We start from the raw sequence: 19080 nt of genomic DNA, 5'->3' as shown, positions 1-19080 counted from the left end.
TAGCTGGCTGTTCCGTCCGGAAGTCCAACTCGCCACGTCAGGGCCGCTCACCCGAGAGGCCGGCGCGCCAGCACCATCCGCACCCGGGGGCTGCCGTCCCGCCGCGTCCCGAACTCGGGCAACGACTGCCAGGTCACCTGGAACCCGGCGCCCTCGAGGCCCGTGCGCACCTCCGCCGGCCGGAAGGTCCGGTAGTACATGACGAACGGCGGCCGCCGGACGGCGTTGCGCACCCGCATCACCGCGTCGAACCCGAGCAGCGCCCAGTAGGCGGGGGACGTGGGGCGCGGCGGCGCCACGATCGGGAAGGCGAAGCGGCCGCCCGGCCGCAGGACGGAGTGGACCTGACGGAAGAGGCCGGGCAGTTCCCCCGGCAGGAAGTGCCCGAACGCCCCGAAGCTCACCACCAGGTCGAAGGCTGCCGTGAACGGAAGGGTCCGGGCGTCCGCGCGCACCCAGCGCACCCGTGGCCCGGCACCCGCGGTCCGGACCGCCTCGCCCCTCTTCCGGGCGACCTCGAGCATGCCGGCGCTGAAGTCGACGCCGGTGACGCTGCGCCGGCACAGCTCGCTCAGGACGGCCAGTCCCGCGCCCGTGCCGCAGCACAGGTCGAGTCCGTCGTCGCAGAGGCCGCCGCGGGCGAGCGCCCCGGTGACGGCGGTCAGCACCGAGTCCGGCGTCCTGAAGGGCGTGTGGTCGAACTTGGGGGCGAGCAGGTCGTAGCCGTGCTCGACCGACGACAGGGCCTGGACGGTGAGTTCGCGCAGACTGGGGCTCTCGGGGCTGAACATCGGCGTCACCCCGCCGCGACGCGTCGTCCGAGGACCGCGAGGACGCGGTCGCACCAGCGCAGGTTCTCCTCCTCGAAGGAGATGCCGGCGAGCAGCGTCAGATACGGCCCGATGCGCTCCGACTCCCGCAGGTACGCCTCCTCGGTCCGCCCGTCCAGGAGCCGTTCGCGGACGCGTTCGTAGCGGTCGAGCTTGCCGCGTGCCCAACTCCGCCGCTCCTCGACCAGCGCGCGGGCGGTCCCGGGGTCGTCCATGGCCTGCACCTTGATCAGGAGCTCGTCGCGGATGGCGGTGGGCCTCCGGGGCGGTTCCGCGGCGAAGCCGCGCAATTCCTCGCGGCCGGTGGCGGTGAGGGTGAACATCCGCTTGTTCGGCCGCCGCTCCTGCCGTACGTACCGGGCCTCGACGAGGCCGTCCTGGGCGAGGCGTTCCAGTTCCCGGTAGAGCTGCTGCGGGGTCGCGGGCCAGAAGTTCGCGAACGAGATGTCGAAGATCTTGGACAGCTCGTAGCCCGAGGCCTCGCCCTCCAGCAGAGCGGCGAGCACGGCGTACTTGAGGGACATGTGGACACCGTAACAGCGGGTGATTATTGTCATCCGCACCTACTCAACTAATTGACTATGAGGTGATCCGGATGCACGCGTTCCGTGCGGCGGTCGAGGCGGGCGACAGCGACGCCATCGAGGCCCTGCTGGCGGAGGACGTCGTCTTCACCAGCCCGGTGGTGTTCAAGCCGTACACCGGCAAGGCGATCACGGCGGCGATCCTGCGCGGCGTCGTCCGGGTCTTCGAGGACTTCCGGTACGTGCGGGAGATCCACGACGAGGGCGGCCGCGACCATGCGCTGGTCTTCACCGCGCGGGTCGGCGACAAGGAGATCACCGGCTGCGACTTCCTGTCGGTGGACGAGAACGGGCTGATCGACGACTTCATGGTCATGGTGCGCCCGCTGTCCGGGGCCCAGGCGCTGGCCGAGGCCATGGGGGCACAGTTCGGGCAGATCCTGGCGGCGGCCGAGGCGCGGTCCGCGTAGAGGTTCACCGGTCGGCCCCTTACAGAGGGGGCCGACCCCGGCGGCCCGACCGCGCAGGGCCCGGCCGGCACCGCCATCCCGGACGGCTGAGGGCGTGCGTCTCCCCGAGCAGCGGATCACCCCGCTTCACGGACTCCTCGCCACGCACCGAATCCGCGTGGTACCATCCAGTCAGCACTCGTGTACGCCCCGTCGTGGGCGCCGGTGCCTGCCTTTCTCCCGAGTCCGCCGGTCGGCGTACCGGCGGCTTTCTCCTCCCACCTCGTGTGACCAGCGGTCCGTACCGTTCGTCGAGGTGCTGTTCTCCGCCGCACGCGAAGGCCCGTTCCACGCCTTCCCGTCTCCGCGGCATCCCTTCCCGCACGCATGACCCCTGCCGTCCGTCCGAAAGGACCCCGCACCATGACCACCACACTCGAACACGCCCCGGCCGCGCAGCGGACCGCCGTCCACGCCGTCACCGGCGTGCTCGACGTCGACGCGAGCGGAAAGGGGCATCTGCGGGCCACGAGCCTGCTCCCCTCGCCCGCCGACCCGCAGGTCTCCCCCGCGCTGATCCGCCGGTACGGCCTGCGCAAGGGCGACCTCGTCGACGGCGAACACGGCGAGCGCCGCAGCCTCACCGACGTCGTCCGCGTCAACGGGCGCGCCCCCGGTGGCGACCGGCCCCACTTCGCCGACCTCACCCCGTTGCACCCGCGCGAGCGCATCCGTCTGGAGCACCCGGCGTCCGGCCCGGCCGGGCGGGTCGCCGACCTCATGGCCCCCGTCGGCAAGGGGCAGCGCGGACTGATCGTGGCCCCGCCCAAGACGGGCAAGACCGTGCTGCTCCAGCAGATCGCGGCGGCCGTCGCCGGCAACCACCCGGAGTGCCGGCTGATGGTCGTCCTCCTGGACGAGCGCCCCGAGGAGGTCACCGACATGCGGCGCTCCGTGCGCGGCGAGGTGTACGCCTCGACCTTCGACCGGGCGCCCAGGCAGCACATCGCGCTGGCCGAGCTGGTCATCGAGCGGGCCAAGCGGCTCGTGGAGGCCGGTGAGGACGTCGTCGTGCTGTTCGACTCGCTGACCCGGTTGTGCCGGGCGCACAACAACGCGGCCGCGTCCGGCGGGCGCACCCTGAGCGGCGGTGTCGACGCGGCCGCGCTGCAGGGTCCGAAGCGGTTCTTCGGCGCCGCGCGGCTCGCCGAGGAGGGGGGCTCGCTCACCATCCTCGCCACGGCCCTCGTGGAGACGGGGTCCCGGGCCGACGACTTCTTCTTCGAGGAGCTCAAGGGCACCGGCAACATGGAGCTGCGGCTCAGCCGGGAGCTCGCCTCCCGGCGGGTCTTCCCCGCCGTCGAGATCGACCCGTCCGGCACCCGCCGTGAGGAACTCCTGCTGTCCCCGGCCGAGTTGACCGCGGTACGGGGCCTGCGCCGGGCCCTGCGCAGCCGGGACGGCCTCAGCGGCACCGAGACCCTGCTGGAGCGGATGCGGGAGACCCCGGACAACGCCACGTTCCTGCGGCGGATCCAGCCGACGCTGCCGAGCGGCTGACACGCCTGCCGGGCATCGCCCGTCCGGGTGCCGGAGCGGCCCGCCCGGCCCGGCCAGCGCCCCGTGACGGCCTCCCGTTCCTACGTTGGCAGTATGACGATCGGATTTACTGCCCGGGCCCTTGTGTCAGCCTGCGCCCTCGGCGCCGCCGGTCTGCTGGCGCTGGCGCCCGCCACCGCGTCCGCGCTCACCGGGCACGACCCCGACCCGCCGCGCGGGCCCCGCGCGACCCCGCCGCCCGCGCTGCTGTACCGGTCCGGCACCCAGGTGCGGCCGCACGCGGACGCGCCCGCGCTGCCCCGGCTCTCCGCGCGCTCCTGGCTGGTGGCCGACGCCGGCTCCGGCGAGATCCTCGCCGCCCACGACGCGCACCGACCGCTGCCGCCCGCCAGCACCCTCAAGACCCTGTTCGCCCTCACGGTGCTGCCCACCCTTCCCGCCGGCGTCCCGCACACCGTGCGCCCCGAGGAGCTCGCGGGCATCGGTCCCGGAAGCAGCCTGGTCGGCGTCGCGGAGGGCCGCACGTACCGCGTCGCCGACCTGTGGCGCGGGGTCTTCCTCAGCTCGGGCAACGACGCCGTCCGGGTGCTGGCCTCGCTCAACGGCGGCTGGCGGGAGACGGCGGCCCGGATGCAGGAGAAGGCGCGCGCCCTGGGCGCCACCGACACCCGGGTGCTGTCGCCGGACGGCTACGACACCCCCGGCCAGGTGTCGTCGGCCTACGACCTGGCGGTGTTCGGCCGGGCGGGGCTGCGCAACGCCGACTTCGCGCGGTACTGCGGCACGGCGGAAGCCCTGTTCCCCGGCGAGGGCGGCCGGTCGTACGGGATCCGCAACACCAACCGGCTGCTGACCGGCGCGGACGGGGTGGCCCGCTACCCCGGGGCGATCGGTGTCAAGAACGGCTACACCACCGAGGCGGGCAACACCCTCGTCGCCGCCGCCCGCCGGGGCGGGCGCACCCTCGTGGTGACGGTGCTCGCTCCGCGGGCGAGCGGCGGGCACCCCGTGTACGAGGAGGCGGCCGCCCTGCTCGACTGGGGATTCGGAGCGTCCGGACACGTCGAACCGGTCGGGTCGCTCGACGGCCACCGGGCCCGGCCCGGACCGGGGCCCAGCACGGAGCCCGTGGTGGCCGCCGCGGCACCCAGGAAGGGGGCGACGGGCTGGGCGGAGGCGTGTGCGATCGCCGGCGCGGCAGGGATGGGAGCGGGTGCCGTGTCGCTGGCGACACGGGGCCGGACCCAGTGACCGGGAGGTGTCAGAAGACCGACACGCCGGTGAGCGTGGTGAACCGGTCGAGCGCCGCCACGCCGGCCACCGAGTTGCCGCGCTCGTCCAGTCCGGGACTCCACACGCACAGCGTGCAGCGGCCGGGGACGACGGCGATGATGCCGCCGCCCACCCCGCTCTTGCCGGGCAGGCCCACCCGGTAGGCGAAGTCGCCCGCGGCGTCGTACGTGCCGCAGGTCAGCATGATCGCGTTGATCTGCTTGGCCTGGCTGCGGCTGAGCAGCCGGGAGCCGTCGGCCCGGAGGCCGTGCCGCGCCAGGAACACGGTCGCCAGGGCGAGGTCCGCGCAGGACGCCATGACGGAACACTGCCGGAAGTAATCATCCAGCAGGACGGGCACGGGGTTGCCGATGTTGCCGTAGGACGCCATCAGGTGGGCCAGGGCGGCGTTGCGGTCGCCGTGCGCGGTCTCGGAGGCGGCCACGTCGTGGTCGAAGTCCAGGCCGGCGTTGCCGCTCTCGGCGCGCAGCAGGGACAGCAGCTCGCCCGCCGCGTCGCCGGTACGGGTGTGCAGGCGGTCGGTGACCACGAGGGCGCCGGCGTTGATGAACGGATTACGCGGGATGCCGTGCTCGTACTCCAGCTGCACCAGCGAGTTGAAGGGGTTGCCGGAGGGCTCGCGGCCCACGTGCTCCCACAGCGCGTCGCCCTCACGGGCCAGGTCCAGCGCGAGGGTGAACACCTTGGTGATGGACTGCGTGGAGAACGGCTCGCGCCACTCCCCCACGCCGTACACGGTGCCGTCGAGCTCGGCGACCGCCATACCGAAGCTGCGGGGGTCGCGGGCCGCGAGCGCCGGGATGTAGTCGGCGGCCAGGCCCCGGCCGGGGGTCCGCTCGATCTCCTCGGCGATGCGCTCCAGGACCGGCTGGAAGGTCAGGGACGACGTCGACGCTGCCATGATCACATCATGCCTCTCCGAGGGTCCCGCGTGCCCCGCGGCCGGGCCCGGCTCTCAGGCGGTGGCCGTGACCGGCGCCGGCTCCAGCGCGTGGACGGGCCGCACCCGGCCGACCTCGCGCCCGCCGCCCAGCAGGGCGGCACCCCGGAACTCGGTGAGCGACGCGGGGTCGACACCCGCCCACGCGAGCGCCGCCGCGGCGACCGGGACACGCGCCCGGTCCGCCCCGTCGGCGATCTTCACCGCGACGGCCCGCCCGTCCGGGAGGGCGGCGACCTGCACACCCTCGAAACCGTCCTTGGCGAGCAGTCCGGGCACCGCCCGCATCAGCGCCGCGACGTCCCGGCCCGAGCCGGAGGCCATCTCGGCGTGGGTGCGCATGGCGTCGGCGACGCGCGCCTCGGGGGTGCCGGGCGCGGCCGTGGTGATTCGGGCGGTGGCACGCGCCAGCCCGTGCAGCGACACGGAGAACAGCGGCGCGCCGCACCCGTCGACGCTCACCCGGGCGACGCACTGCCCGGTGAGGTCCTCGACGATCTCGGCGATCGCCTGCTGGAGGGGGTGGGCGGGGTCGAGGTAGTCGTCCAGCGACCAGCCGTTGAGCCGGCAGGTGTACAGCATGGCCGCGTGCTTGCCGGAGCAGTTCTGGGCGAGCCGCGACGGCGGACGGCCCTCGCGCACCCAGGTGTCCCGCACGACCGGGTCGTACGGCAGGTCCGGGACGTTGCGCAGGTCGTCCTCGGTGAGTCCGGCGAGTTCGAGGATGCGCCGGGTGCCGGCGAGGTGGCGTTCCTCGCCGGAGTGGCTGGCCGCGGCGAGCGACAGCAGCACTCCGTCGAGCGGGAGCCCGGCGCGCACCATGGCGACGGCCTGGACCGGCTTGATCGCCGAGCGCGGGTAGAAGGCGGCCTCGATGTCGCCGAGCTGGAACCGTACGGTGCCGTCGGGGCCGAGGACGACGACGGAGCCGTGGTGGGTGCCTTCGATGACGCCGCTGCGTATGAGGTGGGCGACGGGGGCGTGGAGGGGCGCGCGGACAAGGGGTGCGTCCGCCATGGTGCTGGTGTACATCACTGCCTGGGGGTCGTGGGTCGGTGAGAGGTGGCCGGCGGTCGCGGGGATCACGCGCCGGGCCTGGGGTTCGGGGTCCGGTGCCCGGCGGCGGGGGTGGCGCCGTCGGGGCGCCCGCGGCGCACGATGTCGGTGAGGGTGGTCCCGACGCGGTCGAGATGGTGGGTCATGGCCTTGGTGGCCTCGCCTTCGCTGCCGTCGGTCAGGGCGCGGAGGATCGCGCGGTGCTCGCGGTCGGACTGCTCGCGGCGGCCGCCCAGCTCGTTGAGGAAGGCCGACTGGCGGGCCAGCGCGTCGCGGATCTCCTCGATGACCCGGCGGAAGACGGGGTTCTGGGCGGCCTCGGCGACGCCGAGGTGGAAGAGGGTGTCCATCGCGACCCACGCGGTGGTGTCCGTCTCCCGCTCCATCCGGTCCAGCAGGTGGGCGAGGTGGTCGAGGTTCTCCGGGGTGCGGCGCCGCGCCGCGTACCCGGCGACCGGGATCTCGACGTGCCGGCGCACCTCCATCAGGTCGCCGGCCGTGTAGTCGCCGAACACGGGTTCCTCGACGCCGCCGGCGACGACGAAGGTGCCCTTGCCGGTCTTGGAGACGGTCAGCCCCATGGTCTGCAGGGCCCGCAGGGCCTCCCGCAGCACGGGCCGGCTGATCTCCAGGGTGCGGCACAGCTCCGCTTCGGAGGGCAGCTTGTCGCCCACGGCGTAGTCGCCGCGTTCGATGGCGTCGCGCAGGTGCGCCAGCACGGCTTCCATCGCGCTGACGCGGCGCGGCGGCTGTCCGGCTGTCCGGCTGTCTGACAGGTTCACGGAGCCGATGGTCCGTTCGAGCGGCGGGTTCTGTCAAGCGGCGCTCGCCCGGGCGTTCTACGCCCACACCGCCTCGGCGATCGTGACGCCCAGGAGGACGGCGCCGAGTCCCGCGACCAGGCTGCCGGCCACGTTCGCGACCGCGTAGCGCCCCGCTCCCGTCTCGGTGAGCCGCAGGGTCTCGTAGGAGAAGGTCGAGTACGTGGTGAGGGCGCCGCACAGGCCCGTGCCGAGGAGCAGCCGGACGTGGGAGTCGGCGGCGCCGGCGGCGACGGCGCCGGTGAGCAGGCCGAGGACGAGACAGCCGGCGATGTTGACGGTGAAGGTGCCCCACGGGAACACCGAGTCGTGCCGGGACTGGACCGCACGGTCGGTGAGATACCGCAGGGGCGCGCCGACGGCGGCGCCCGCGATCACCAGGAGCCAGTTCACGCCGGTGTCCCCCCTTCCCCGGGCGCGGTGCGGCCGGTGTACCGGACGACCTCGCAGTCGTCGAGGGTGACAAGCCCCTCGGTGACGAGTTCGTCGAGCTGCGGCAGGAAGGCGCGGACGCGCTCCTCTGCGTCGACGATCACGACGGCCACCGGCATGTCCTCGCTGAGGGACAGCAGCCGTGAGGTGTGGATCATCGAGGAGGCGCCGAACCCCTCGATGCCGCGGAAGACGCTGGCGCCGGCGAGACCTGCCCGGTGGGCCCGGTGCACGATCTCCGAGTACAGCGGGCGGTGGTGGCAAGTGTCGTGTTCACCGACGAGAACGGTCAGGCGCACGGCGCGGCCGGTCGGTCCGGTCATGAGGGCCTCCTCCTCAGGGCTTGGCGGGTGAGCGTCGACGCGAGCCAGACGGCGGTGAGCGCCGCGGCCAGGGTCGCGGCGAGGTACGCCAGCGCGGTACGCGGGTGCCCGTCGCCGACGAGGGTGCGGATGTCGACGGCGTAGGTGGAGAAGGTGGTGAAGCCGCCGAGCACGCCCGTGCCGAAGAAGGGGCGGAGCAGACGGTGGGCCGGCCATCTCTCGGTGATCAGCACCATGAACACGCCGATCAGGGCGCAGCCGGTGACGTTGACCCAGAAGGTCGCCCACGGGAACGCGCCCGGCTCGGTGGACCACCCGAGGGCGGCCGCGTAGCGGGCGGTGGCACCGAGGGCACCGCCGACCGCGACGACCGCGACGACCGGCGCCTGGGCCCGCCAGGCCGGCGGCCGGGGGGTCCGCGCGGGGGCGCGCAGGGGGTCGGTGTCCTGGGTGGTCATACGTCTGTCTCCTACTCGCCTGAGCCCGGCAGCGGGCCGCGCGGGTGCAAGTAGGGACCGTTGGCGGCGCACTGCCGCGGTTCGGGTACGGCGGGCCCCACCGCCGCGCCGCGAGCGTGATCGCGGCCGGACACCAGGGTATCGGCCCCGCCCGTCGCCCGCCTCGCCCGCCCTCCGCCGCGGAGGGCGGCCGGGTGCCGGCCGGTTACGGTCGAGCGGCCCGACGAGCCTGCGGGGCCCGGAACCCGGATGCACGGGCTGCCCGTCGCCTGCCTCGTGGCGATCCGCAACGGCATGACGCTCACGAAGCCGGCCCGGGTCGCGGTGCGCGAGCACCACGAGTCCGGCCGGTAGCCGGTGCCCCACCCGGTAGCGGGCCCGTCGGCTACCAGCCCTTCTCGAACATGCGGGCCACTTCGGCGATACGCACCTCGTCCCGCCGGTAGTGGGTGCGCCGCCTGACGCGTTTGGTGCGCAGCAGGCCGAGGCCGGCGAGGAGGGCGAGGTGGGTCTCGGCGACCGCGCGGGGCACGCCGAGGCGCGCGGCCACGGCGGAGGCGGTGACGCCGTCCTCGCCGGCGTCACCGCCCCGCCGCGCGGGGAAGTGCGCGACCGGATCCCTGAGCCACTCCAGGATGGCGAGGCGCGTCTCGTCGACGGGAGTCCTCAGCATGTCGTTCCCCTCCGTCCGGCCGCGGCGTGGCGCGTGCTTCCACTGTCCCGCAGGACGCACCGCCGTGTCCGGGACTCCCGGGTCCTTGTCCGGTACCGAACGTCCCTGTACGGGACGGGAGTTCGTGTGCGCACGCCACGGCCGGTCCGGACGCCTCCGGCACGGGGCGGCAGGGCCCGGAGGGCGACCGGAAAAGGGAGGCGGGGCCCGGTACCGGCAGCCGGTCAGGAATCGAGAAGCCGTCCGGCGCGGCGCGTCCTAGCGTGAGAGCACCGACGACGAGCGTCGGCACAGCTCACCGCAGGAGGACGCCATGACCGCCGGAGCCCGCACGATCATCTACCCCGTCAAGGACCTCGCCTCGGCGAAGGCCGTGTTCGGCGCACTGCTGGGCGTCGCGCCGTATGTGGACGAGCCGTACTACGTCGGCTTCAAGGATGCCGGGCAGGACGTCGGCCTGGACCCCAACGGGCACGCGAAGGGCATGACCGGCCCGGTCCCCTACTGGCATGTGAGCGACATCCGGGCGACCTGTGCCGCGCTGGTGGCGGCGGGCGCCGAGACGGTGGAGGACGTCCACGACGTCGGCGGCGGCCGGCTGATCGCCTCGGTGCGGGACGCGGACGGCAATCCCGTCGGGCTGCTCCAGGACCCGACCGGCTGAGCGGTACCGGTCCGGGGGCGTGCCGGCCCTCTGCGCATGCACTAGTTGCGCGATCAACAAATAGTCGGATCGGTGCTACGGTGCGGGTATGGCAGCGAACACGGCCGAGGCGGGGCTCGAGGAACGGTGGCGGGACATCCTGTCGGTGCACGCCCGGACGATGTGCGAGATCGACCGCGTGCTGCATCCGCACGGACTGGGCGCCAGCGACTTCGAAGTGCTGGACATCCTCGTGTCCGCCGTCCCCGACGCGGGCTCGCCGTGCCGGGTCCAGAACCTCGTCGGGCGGGTCCACCTGAGCCAGAGCGCGCTGTCGCGGCTCATCGGGCGTCTGGAGAAGGACGGCCTCGTCGAGCGTTCCGTCTGCGCGGAGGACCGGCGCGGGGTGTACGTCACCCTGACCCCCAAGGGGCGTGACCTGCACGCCGAGGTCCTGCCGTTGCAGCGCGCCGCGCTGGCCCGGATGCTCGGCGCCTGACCCGCGGGCCGGCGCCGGGCGTCCGGCGCGTTCAGGGACGGGCGAGCAGCGTGCGCACCCCTTCGGACGTGAGGGTGAGCGGGTGCTCGGACCCCGCGTCTATCGACAGGGCCAGCTCGTCCGCGGGCCACTGCGACGCGAGCGCTCCGAGCGGCACCACGCGGTAGCGGGAGACGTACGGCAGCAGCTCGGCCATCGCGGGCTCCGAGGTGAACACGGGGACCACGGGCTCGGCACCCGACCGTTCGATCACCGGGAGCGCCACGACACCGGGGTCCATGGCGTCGCCGTCGCCGGCGTCGTCGGGCACGGGCACGAGGACGTCACTGCTCGCCAGCGTGTCCATCGCCGCCCGGTCCTCGGTGTTGTCGGCCAGCGCGTCCAGCGCGCGCCTGGCCGGTGTGGCGGTGTTGTCATTCGCGGGTGTGTTCATGGCGAATCCCCTGGTAGCGGCGGTCGTACAACCCGCCAAGGGCAGACTTCGGCCTCGGCGCGCTCCTGCCCGCCTACCCGATCCGGAGTGGGGCATTCCTGCACGGTGCGGGAGGCGCTGAGGACGACGCGGAAGGGTCGTAGCCTAAAGGCACGGGACGCTGCGGATTCCGGTCCTCGCGGATGCGGAGGCGGGTATGCGGTACGACGACCGCCGGAGTGCCGGGCGGCTCCTCGCCGCGGAGCTGGCGGAGCTGCGGGGCCGCGACGCCGTCGTCCTGGGCCTGCCGCGCGGCGGGGTGCCGGTGGCGGCGGAGGTCGCCCAGGACCTGGCGGCGCCCCTCGACGTGCTGGTGGTGCGCAAGCTGGGTGTGCCCGGTCAGCCGGAGTGGGCGTTCGGGGCGATCGGTGAGCACGGCGTGCGGGTCCTCAACCCGGACGTGATGGCCTCGGCCGGGATCACGCCCTCCGCCCTGGAGTCGGTCGAGGCGGCCGAGCGCGTCGAGCTGGAGCGGCGGGTGCGCGCCTACCGGCGGGAGCGGGAGGCGGTGCCGGTGGCCGGCCGTACGGCCGTGGTGGTGGACGACGGACTCGCCACCGGCGCCACCGCCGAGGCCGCCTGCCGGGTGGTGCGGGGGCAGGGCGCGGCCCGGGTCGTCCTCGCGGTGCCCGTGGCGCCCGAGCACTCGGTGGCCCGGCTGCGGCAGGTGGCCGACGCGGTCGTGTGCCCGCGCACTCCCTGGGACTTCGGGGCCGTGGGCGCCTGGTACCGGGACTTCGCCCAGGTCGCGGACGCGGAGGTGGTCTCCCTGCTCGCACAGGCGGGGGTGCCGGACCCGCCCGGCGCGGACGGCCCGCCCGGGACGGCCGCCCCGGCGGACCGGGAGGTGCGGATCCCGGCCGCGGGGACGCACGTCGGCGCGTGGCTGGTGGTGCCGGACGGGGCCATGGTGGCGGTGGCGTTCGCGCACGGCAGCGGCAGCAGCCGGCACAGCCCGCGCAACCGGTACGTGGCGGCCGCACTGCAGCGGGCGGGTCTGGCCACGCTCCTGCTCGACCTGCTCACCGACGGCGAGGCGCACGACCGGCACAACGTGTTCGACATCCTGCTGCTGGCCCGGCGGCTGCACGCCGCGTCCGAGTGGCTGCACGCGGAGACCGGTCTGCCCGTCGCCTACTTCGGCGCCAGCACCGGGGCGGCGGCCGCGCTGGAGGCCGCCGCCCTGTCCGGCTCCGACATCCGCTCGGTCGTCTCCCGGGGCGGCCGGCCCGACCTCGCGACTCCTGCGGCGCTGACGCGGCTTCGCGCGCCGACGCTGCTCATCGTCGGCAGCCGGGACCCCCAGGTGCTCAGCCTCAACCGGCTGGCGGCGGACCGGATGCGCTGCGAGCACCGGATCGCCGTCGTCCCGGGCGCGTCCCACCTCTTCGAGGAGCCGGGCGCCCTGCGCACGGTGGCCGAGCTGGCCCGCGACTGGTTCACCGGGCATCTCGGACGGCCGACCACGGGAACCTCGCCGCGCCGCTCGGCCTGAGGGTGCGGCGGCTGCTTTCGGCCGCCCGGGGATCGGCCTCCGCCATCCTCCCGCACTGAGGAGATTGAGTGTTGAACTTATGTCTAGACTCTGGGTCCCGCATGGAGAAGGACCCCCTCGTGAGCGAACCCGACCGCCTCGTCTGCCCGGCCTGCGGAGCCACCCGGGCGCCCGACGGCAGCCCTACCTGCGACTGCGCGGACCGGGCGTCCGACGCCCGCCGGAAGGCGCGCACGGCCGAGGTGGCGGCCGCGGAGGACTTCGATCCGGTGCGGATCCGTCCGTTCGTGGGTCTGGGCGAGGCGCACGACAGCGGGGCCGAGGTGCCTCCTCCGGACGGGGAGCCACCGACCGAGCGGGCCGCAGGCCCCGCCCTCCGCTCCCCCACCCCGGTCGAGGAGCCGGCGGCCGCCCCGGAGCGCCCCCGCCGACGGCGCGCCCCGCTGATCGCCGGGGCCGGCGCCCTGCTGGCGGTGGCGGTGACGGGCGCGTCGTTCGGCGGCCTGATCGGCTACGACGGCCCGGAGCGGGACGGCGCCGCCGACGGTCTGCGGGCACCCCTCCCCGACGCCGCGTCGTCCGAGGCCGGGAGCTCCGCCGCCGCCGGTATGCCCTCCAGCACGCCCCCGGCGTCGTCCGGGCCGTCCGTGGAAGCGCCCTCGGCGACCCGGTCCACCGGCGCCTCCCCCACGCCGACGGGAGGTTCCGGCGCCCCGTCGGCGGGGGCGTCCGACGCGGCCCCGTCCGGAAGCCGGCCCCCTTCCCCGACCGGGCAGACGGGGAAGCCGCCGGTCCTCCGCCGGGGCGACCGCGGCCCCGAGGTCGTCGAACTCCAGCTCCGCCTGCGCCGGGCCGGCCTCTACGCGGGTGAGGCCGACGGGGTGTACGGCCGTTCCGTCCAGAACGCGGTGCGTGCCTACCAGCTGACCCGTGTCGTCCTCGACGACGAGTCCGGTGTGTACGGGCACCCGACGCGCGCCGCGCTGGAGTCCGAGACGCCGGAGCCCTGAGGGATGTCAGAGTCTTGAGGGGCGCCGCCTCCTTGAGGGGACGGCCGACCCTTGAGTGGCGTCAGCCGAGGCGCTTCAGCAGCTCCGCGGCGAGCGGGGCCGAGGACGCCGGGTTCTGTCCGGTGACCAGGTTGCGGTCGACGACGATGTGCGGGGCCCACGGCTCGCGCGCGTCGACCTCGATGCCCGCCTCGGTGAGCCGGTCCTGGAGGAGCCATGTGAGCCGGCCGGCGAGGCCGCCCTGGGTCTCCTCCTCGTTGGTGAACCCGGCCACCCGGTAGCCGGCGAAGGCGTTGCCGCCGTCGCCGGTGGCGGCGAGCAGCGCGGCCGGGCCGTGGCAGACGACGCCCAGCGGCTTGCCGGAGCGCAGTGCCCGGGTCAGCAGGTCACCGGAGACCGCGTCGGCCGCCAGGTCCTCCATGGGGCCGTGGCCGCCGGGGTAGAACACGGCGGCGTAGTCGTCGAGGCGCACGTCCTCCAGCCGCAGCGGCGCGTCGAGCTCGGTCATGGAGGCGAGCACGGCGGCGATCCGGTCGGCGCCGTCCTGGCCGCCGTTGAACTCGGGCGCGAGGCTCGCCTTGTCGACGGTGGGCACGACACCGCCCGGCGTGGCGACGGTGATCTCGTGGCCCGCGGCCTTGAACGCCTCGTAGGGGGCGACGGCCTCCTCGGCCCAGAAGCCGGTGGGGTGCTCGGTGCCGTCGGCCAGCGTCAGGTGGTCGCTGCCGGTCATCACGAAAAGGATCTTCGACATGGGTGCTCTCTCTGGAGACGGAGTTGCTGCCGGGCGGCGGGGCGGTGGGCCGTCCCTGCCCGGAGATGTCGACCGTATGCCCGCTGACCCATTCGAATCCAATAGCCTTCCCCATATGAGGCATAGGGATTCCGATGACAGTGCGGACGGTGGGGCGGAGGCTGTGCGGGTCCCGCCGGGCTCCGTGGCCCCGGTGGACCTGAACCTGCTGCGGACCTTCCTCGCCGTCTACCGCACCGGCTCGTTCACGGCCGCCGCCCGGCTGCTGACCCTGTCCCAGCCGACGGTCACCGCTCAGATCCGCACCCTGGAGCGGCAGCTGGGCCGGGAGCTGTTCCAGCGCCTGGCGCGCGGGGTCGCCCCGGTGCCGTACGCGGACGAGCTGGCCGGCCGGATCGTGGAGCCGCTGGACGCGCTGGCCGGGGTCACCGGGCCGGGCGGCGCGGGCGACACCCACCCGGCGGAGCCGGTGCACCTGGCCGGCCCGGCCGAGCTGCTGACCCGCCGGGTGATGCCCGCCCTCGCTCCGCTGGTCGACCGGGGGGTGCGGCTGCGGGTCACCCCGGGGCTGACCGAGCCGCTGCTGGCGGACCTGCCGGCGGGCCGCTACGACCTGGTGATCGCGACCTACCGGCCGCGCGGCCGCGCCCTGGCCTCGGTGCCGCTCATGGACGAGGAGTTCGTGCTGGTCGCGTCGCCCGGCTGGGCCGAGCGGGTGGGCGGTCCTGCCCGGCTCGCGGCCGACGGCCCGGCCGCCCTGCACGGGGTGCCGCTGGTCGCGTACGCCGAGGACGTGCCGATCGTGCGCCGCTACTGGCGCCATGTCTTCGGCCGCCGGCTCACCCGGCAGCCGGCGGTGACGATGCCGGATCTGAACGCGGTCACGGCGGCGGTCGCGGGCGGTACGGGATTCAGCGTGCTCCCCCGCTATCTATGCGCCGCCGAACTGGCCTCCGGCGCCCTGACGCTGCTGCACGACCCGGACGACCCGCCGATCAACACCGGTTTCCTCGTGCAGCGCCCGGGGTCCTCCGGCAACCCGCACGTCGCCCTGGTCCGCGACCACCTGCTGGAGCTCGCCGGCGCCTGGTGAGCTCCGCGGCCGCGCGGGGGGCCGTCCCGCACGGCCGCGACCGTGGCTCGGCCCGCCGTGACCCCGGCCGCACGGGCGCCCGCGGCGCACTCCGTCGGCCAGGCGTCGCAGTCGGCGTCGTAGCGGGTGCCATCCCGGTGGCGTACACGGCGTGTCCGCCCGCGCGGTCACCGGCGCGGAACCGCTCCAGCACGCGGTGCACGTCGGCCGGGTGCCGTTCGGGAATGTGGCGCACGGCCAGGTGTCCCCCGTGCCGGTGGGCTCCAAAAACGTCGCGTGGCAGAGCACTTGACGCAGCGCGTCCGTGATGTCCGCGCGCTCGGGGGCCGTTGCGGCGCTACGCTCCCGGCACTCCCCAGGTGCGGGCGGCCCAGGTCCTCAAGTGCGGTGACTGGGCGACGAGTTGGCGGTGCGCCTCGGCGGCGGACTGGAACAGCGCGTCGACGAGTTCCGCCGAGACGGCCGTGGGCCGCCAGGCCAGCACGTACCGGCACCACAGCGGTGTGCCCTGCAGCGGCTTGACGACCACCTGCGGGAGGGGCCGCATCGTGGGCTGCACGACGGCCACGCCCAGACCGTCGGCGATCATGCCCTGCAGCTGCTGGTGGTCGCCGAGGAACTCGTGCGCGACCGCCGGGGTGAACCCGGCGGCCGCGCAGGCCGCGTGGAACACCTCGGGCCAGCCGGCCCCGTCGTCCGGCGTCAGGAACCACTCCTCCCCGGCCAGGTCGGCGAGGGCGACCTGGGAGCGCTGGGCGAGCGGGTGCCGGGACGGCAGGGCGACGAAGGTCGGCTCGGTGACGATCCCGCGGTGGGCGACCGCGCCGGAGTGCCGGAGCTCACGCCCCGGATAGTCGGCGGCGAGGCCGGCGTCGACCGCGCCCTCCTCCAGCAGTTCGACGATCCGTGAGGACGCGTACACGCTGGTCACCGCGAGGGAGACGTCCGGCGTCCGGGCACGCAGCCCGGACACCATGCCCGCCAGCATCGGCGAGTTGGTGGCGGCGACCCGCAGCGTCCGCCGAACCGCGGCGGCCCCGGCGGCGGGACGCCGGCCGATGGCGTCCGCGCGGGCCAGCACGTCGCGCGCGGACGCGACCACCTCGAAGCCGTACGGGGTCAGTTGCACTCCGGCCGGACCGCGCTCGAAGACGGGCTCGCCGAAGTACCGCTCGATCCGGCGGAGCTGGGTGCTGACCGCGGGCTGGGAGTAGCCCAACCCCGCGGCGGCCCGGCCGACGCTCCCCGCGTCCGCGATGGCGCACAGCACCCGCAGATGGCGCAGCTCCAGCTCCACCCGTCACACCCTCCTCGTCAGGGCCGCCGCTCCGCCGCACTCCGGCGGAACAGGGCGCCACGGGGCCATCTCATCACGCGCGGACCCCCCTTCGAACACGCCTCGAACCCTCCGGTTACCATATGAGCGCCACCTAGCTCGAAAGATAGGCCCGCGCCCGTGACTGTCAACGACGACTCGTTCACCAGCTGGAAGAACCGCGAGGAGATCGCGGAATCGATGATCCCGATCATCGGGAAGCTGCACCGGGAGAGGGACGTCACCGTCCTCCTCCACAGCCGCTCCTTGGTGAACAAGTCGGTGGTCAGCATCCTGAAGACGCACCGCTTCGCCCGGCAGATCGCGGGCGAGGAGCTCTCGGTCACCGAGACGCTGCCGTTCCTCAAGGCCCTCGCCGCCCTCGACCTCGGCCCCTCCCAGATCGACCTGGGCATGCTGGCGTCCGCCCACAAGGCCGACGACCGCGGTCTGACGGTGGAGGCGTTCACCGCCGAGGCCGTCGCGGGCGCCACCGGCGCCAACAAGATCGAGCGGGGCGAGGGACGCGACGTCGTCCTGTACGGCTTCGGGCGCATCGGCCGTCTCGTCGCCCGTCTGCTCATCGAGAAGTCCGGCTCGGGCAACGGCCTGCGGCTGCGGGCCGTCGTCGTGCGCGGCGGCGGCGAGCGGGACATCGTCAAGCGCGCCTCGCTGCTGCGCCGCGACTCCATCCACGGGCAGTTCCAGGGCACGATCACCGTGGACGAGGCGAGCAGCACGATCTTCGCCAACGGCAACGCGATCAAGGTGATCTACGCCGACGACCCCTCCGAGGTCGACTACACGGCGTACGGCATCAAGAACGCCATCCTGATCGACAACACGGGCAAGTGGCGCGACCGCGAGGGCCTGTCGAAGCACCTGCGCCCCGGAGTCGACAAGGTCGTGCTGACCGCGCCCGGCAAGGGCGACGTCCCGAACATCGTGCACGGCGTCAACCACGACACGATCAAGCCGGACGAGCAGATCCTGTCGTGCGCCTCCTGCACCACCAACGCCATCGTCCCGCCGCTGAAGGCGATGGACGACGAGTACGGCGTGCAGCGCGGGCACGTGGAGACCGTCCACTCGTTCACCAACGACCAGAACCTGCTGGACAACTACCACAAGTCCGAGCGCCGGGGCCGCTCCGCGCCGCTCAACATGGTCATCACCGAGACCGGCGCGGCCTCCGCCGTCGCCAAGGCACTGCCCGACCTCAAGGCCCGCATCACCGGCAGCTCCATCCGGGTGCCGGTGCCGGACGTCTCCATCGCGATCCTCAACCTGCAGCTGAAGCGGGAGACGACCCGCGAGGAGGTGCACGACTACCTGCGCGAGGTGTCGCTGACCTCGCCGCTGCGCCGCCAGATCGACTTCATCACGGCGCCCGACGCGGTCTCCAGCGACTTCATCGGCTCCCGGCACGCGTCGATCGTGGACGCGGGCGCGCTGAAGGTGGAGGGCGACAACGCCATCCTGTACCTCTGGTACGACAACGAGTTCGGCTACTCCTGCCAGGTCATCCGGGTCGTCCAGCACGTCTCCGGTGTGGAGTACCCGACCTACCCGGCGCCGGCCGTCTGATCCGGTCCCCCGTGCCCCGCGGCCGGGGCGGACACCCTCCGGTGGGCGTCCGCCCCGGCCGTGTCGTCCATCTGCCCGGCGACCCAGGCCAGGAAGTCCCGCACCTCACCGGCGGGCAGCGCGGTCGCGTCCGTGCGTGAGGGCCGCTCGTAGCTGCGCAGGGCGGCCTCGACGAGCGGGCGGAAGCGTTCCTCGGCGGCCGCGACGTCACGGGCCGCCCGGCGCTTGGGCTGCCAGCGCCCGGTTCGGCGGTAACAGACCGAGCGGCACCCGTTGAGGACCCGGTTGTCCGCCAGGTGCCCGTCGCCCGCGCTGTGCTCCCGGACGGAGGCGCGGATCGCGGCGAGCAGGTCGGCGCGGGCGGGCTCGGCGATCACCTCGCGGGCCGGGGACCCGTACAGCGTCCGCCCGGCCTGATGGGCGACGGAACGGTCGATGACGTACCAGAACGCCGGGGACCCGGCCGGGTCGAGGCTGAGCCGGGCGGGCAGCAGCGGGCCCGTGTTGAGGTCCAGCAGGTATCCGGCCCCGCCGGACGGCCGCGCGGCGAAGCCCGCGTCGTACACCACCAGTTCCAGTCCGGCCGCGGGGCAGGGCAGTGCGGGGTGCGTGAGGGCGGCGGCGAGCTCGGAGAGCAGCGGGGCGGGCGGCCTCCCGTCCAGGACCACCGTGACGTCGGTGTCGCTGCGGCCGTGCCGGTAGTCGCCGAGCGCGACCGAGCCGACCGCCACGACGCTCACCAGGCGCGTGCCGCACAGGTCGTGCGTGCGGCGGACCAGTTCCGTGAGGTAGGGCCGCAGTTCGGCGGGGACGGCGTGCGGATCCACCAGTGTCCGGGTCATACGCCCAGTGT

Annotated in this window: 22 protein-coding genes; 9 read left to right on the top strand and 13 right to left on the bottom strand. The window is 74.2% G+C overall.

The genetic code is table 11. From position 1 onward, the window contains the following. Window positions 1-47: 47 nt before the first annotated feature. Window positions 48-791, bottom strand: a complete 744-nt coding sequence (locus ACFRAC_RS05230; RefSeq protein WP_382920908.1) for a class I SAM-dependent methyltransferase — start codon at window positions 789-791, stop codon at window positions 48-50. Window positions 792-796: 5 nt separating this feature from the next. Continuing rightward, window positions 797-1354 carry a PadR family transcriptional regulator gene (locus ACFRAC_RS05225; protein ID WP_382920905.1) on the bottom strand — a complete coding sequence of 186 codons (558 nt, stop codon included), beginning with the start codon at window positions 1352-1354 and terminating at the stop codon, window positions 797-799. 71 nt (window positions 1355-1425) lie between these two features. Between ACFRAC_RS05225 and ACFRAC_RS05220 the strand changes: the two genes are divergently transcribed. The 3 genes from ACFRAC_RS05220 to ACFRAC_RS05210 all read left to right on the top strand — a co-directional run bounded on the left by ACFRAC_RS05220 (window position 1426) and on the right by ACFRAC_RS05210 (window position 4614). Continuing rightward, the gene (locus ACFRAC_RS05220; protein WP_382920902.1) at window positions 1426-1824 is read left to right on the top strand and encodes a nuclear transport factor 2 family protein; all 399 of its coding nucleotides are present in this window, start codon (window positions 1426-1428) and stop codon (window positions 1822-1824) included. 402 nt (window positions 1825-2226) lie between these two features. Beyond that, window positions 2227-3363 carry a transcription termination factor Rho gene (gene rho, locus ACFRAC_RS05215; protein WP_382920899.1) on the top strand — a complete coding sequence of 379 codons (1137 nt, stop codon included), beginning with the start codon at window positions 2227-2229 and terminating at the stop codon, window positions 3361-3363. 93 nt (window positions 3364-3456) lie between these two features. Continuing rightward, window positions 3457-4614 carry a D-alanyl-D-alanine carboxypeptidase family protein gene (locus ACFRAC_RS05210; protein ID WP_382920896.1) on the top strand — a complete coding sequence of 386 codons (1158 nt, stop codon included), beginning with the start codon at window positions 3457-3459 and terminating at the stop codon, window positions 4612-4614. A 10-nt stretch (window positions 4615-4624) separates the two neighbouring features. Here the strand turns inward: ACFRAC_RS05210 and ACFRAC_RS05205 are convergent, their stop codons facing one another. The 7 genes from ACFRAC_RS05205 to ACFRAC_RS05175 all read right to left on the bottom strand — a co-directional run bounded on the left by ACFRAC_RS05205 (window position 4625) and on the right by ACFRAC_RS05175 (window position 9359). Further along, window positions 4625-5557 carry a glutaminase gene (locus ACFRAC_RS05205; protein WP_382920893.1) on the bottom strand — a complete coding sequence of 311 codons (933 nt, stop codon included), beginning with the start codon at window positions 5555-5557 and terminating at the stop codon, window positions 4625-4627. Between the two features lie 54 nt (window positions 5558-5611). Next, window positions 5612-6628, bottom strand: coding sequence for an asparaginase (locus ACFRAC_RS05200; protein WP_382921147.1), 1017 nt, complete (start codon window positions 6626-6628; stop codon window positions 5612-5614). A gap of 50 nt (window positions 6629-6678) precedes the next feature. Beyond that, a complete protein-coding gene (locus ACFRAC_RS05195) occupies window positions 6679-7434 on the bottom strand; it encodes a FadR/GntR family transcriptional regulator (RefSeq protein WP_382920890.1) in 756 nt (251 codons plus the stop codon). Window positions 7435-7491: 57 nt separating this feature from the next. Then, window positions 7492-7866, bottom strand: coding sequence for a fluoride efflux transporter CrcB (crcB, locus tag ACFRAC_RS05190; protein WP_382920887.1), 375 nt, complete (start codon window positions 7864-7866; stop codon window positions 7492-7494). Next, a complete protein-coding gene (locus ACFRAC_RS05185; RefSeq protein WP_361349016.1) occupies window positions 7863-8228 on the bottom strand; it encodes a DUF190 domain-containing protein in 366 nt (121 codons plus the stop codon). Before ACFRAC_RS05185 ends, crcB (ACFRAC_RS05190) begins: the two co-directional genes overlap by 4 nt. After that, a complete protein-coding gene (gene crcB / locus ACFRAC_RS05180; protein ID WP_382920884.1) occupies window positions 8225-8686 on the bottom strand; it encodes a fluoride efflux transporter CrcB in 462 nt (153 codons plus the stop codon). Before crcB (ACFRAC_RS05180) ends, ACFRAC_RS05185 begins: the two co-directional genes overlap by 4 nt. A gap of 385 nt (window positions 8687-9071) precedes the next feature. After that, window positions 9072-9359 carry a helix-turn-helix domain-containing protein gene (locus ACFRAC_RS05175; protein ID WP_382920881.1) on the bottom strand — a complete coding sequence of 96 codons (288 nt, stop codon included), beginning with the start codon at window positions 9357-9359 and terminating at the stop codon, window positions 9072-9074. A 313-nt stretch (window positions 9360-9672) separates the two neighbouring features. On the opposite strand from ACFRAC_RS05175, the gene ACFRAC_RS05170 reads away from it, so the two are divergent. Together ACFRAC_RS05170 and ACFRAC_RS05165 are read left to right on the top strand one after the other, a co-directional pair. Beyond that, the gene (locus tag ACFRAC_RS05170; protein WP_361349005.1) at window positions 9673-10023 is read left to right on the top strand and encodes a VOC family protein; all 351 of its coding nucleotides are present in this window, start codon (window positions 9673-9675) and stop codon (window positions 10021-10023) included. An 88-nt stretch (window positions 10024-10111) separates the two neighbouring features. Further along, on the top strand, window positions 10112-10501 hold the full coding sequence (locus ACFRAC_RS05165; protein ID WP_382920878.1) for a MarR family winged helix-turn-helix transcriptional regulator: 390 nt from the start codon (window positions 10112-10114) through the stop codon (window positions 10499-10501). Between the two features lie 31 nt (window positions 10502-10532). Here the strand turns inward: ACFRAC_RS05165 and ACFRAC_RS05160 are convergent, their stop codons facing one another. Then, window positions 10533-10934, bottom strand: coding sequence for an SseB family protein (locus tag ACFRAC_RS05160; RefSeq protein ID WP_382920875.1), 402 nt, complete (start codon window positions 10932-10934; stop codon window positions 10533-10535). Window positions 10935-11130: 196 nt separating this feature from the next. Between ACFRAC_RS05160 and ACFRAC_RS05155 the strand changes: the two genes are divergently transcribed. After that, complete coding sequence (locus tag ACFRAC_RS05155) at window positions 11131-12468, top strand: phosphoribosyltransferase family protein (protein WP_382920872.1); 1338 nt, start codon at window positions 11131-11133, stop codon at window positions 12466-12468. Window positions 12469-12587: 119 nt separating this feature from the next. Then, a complete protein-coding gene (locus ACFRAC_RS05150; RefSeq protein WP_382920869.1) occupies window positions 12588-13478 on the top strand; it encodes a peptidoglycan-binding protein in 891 nt (296 codons plus the stop codon). Between the two features lie 61 nt (window positions 13479-13539). On the opposite strand, the gene ACFRAC_RS05145 is transcribed toward ACFRAC_RS05150, so the two are convergent. Beyond that, window positions 13540-14232, bottom strand: coding sequence for a type 1 glutamine amidotransferase domain-containing protein (locus ACFRAC_RS05145; RefSeq protein ID WP_382920865.1), 693 nt, complete (start codon window positions 14230-14232; stop codon window positions 13540-13542). A 115-nt stretch (window positions 14233-14347) separates the two neighbouring features. Here ACFRAC_RS05145 and ACFRAC_RS05140 point away from each other — a divergent pair, with 115 nt between their 5' ends. Next, window positions 14348-15325, top strand: a complete 978-nt coding sequence (locus tag ACFRAC_RS05140; RefSeq protein ID WP_382920862.1) for a LysR family transcriptional regulator — start codon at window positions 14348-14350, stop codon at window positions 15323-15325. Window positions 15326-15662: 337 nt separating this feature from the next. Here the strand turns inward: ACFRAC_RS05140 and ACFRAC_RS05135 are convergent, their stop codons facing one another. Continuing rightward, entirely contained in the window at window positions 15663-16622 is a 960-nt protein-coding gene (locus tag ACFRAC_RS05135) for a LysR family transcriptional regulator (protein WP_382920859.1), read from the bottom strand. Between the two features lie 159 nt (window positions 16623-16781). Between ACFRAC_RS05135 and ACFRAC_RS05130 the strand changes: the two genes are divergently transcribed. Then, a complete protein-coding gene (locus ACFRAC_RS05130) occupies window positions 16782-18227 on the top strand; it encodes a glyceraldehyde-3-phosphate dehydrogenase (RefSeq protein ID WP_361348981.1) in 1446 nt (481 codons plus the stop codon). Here the strand turns inward: ACFRAC_RS05130 and ACFRAC_RS05125 are convergent. Beyond that, window positions 18206-19069: an aminoglycoside adenylyltransferase domain-containing protein gene (locus tag ACFRAC_RS05125; protein WP_382920855.1), complete on the bottom strand. Its 864-nt coding sequence runs from the start codon at window positions 19067-19069 to the stop codon at window positions 18206-18208. The two genes, ACFRAC_RS05130 and ACFRAC_RS05125, sit on opposite strands and share 22 nt — an antisense overlap. Window positions 19070-19080: the final 11 nt, after the last annotated feature.

The organism is Streptomyces sp. NPDC056628 (genome assembly GCF_042792555.1).
Classification (GTDB): Bacteria; Actinomycetota; Actinomycetes; order Streptomycetales; family Streptomycetaceae; genus Streptomyces.
This window is presented reverse-complemented; position numbering and strand designations above follow the sequence as displayed.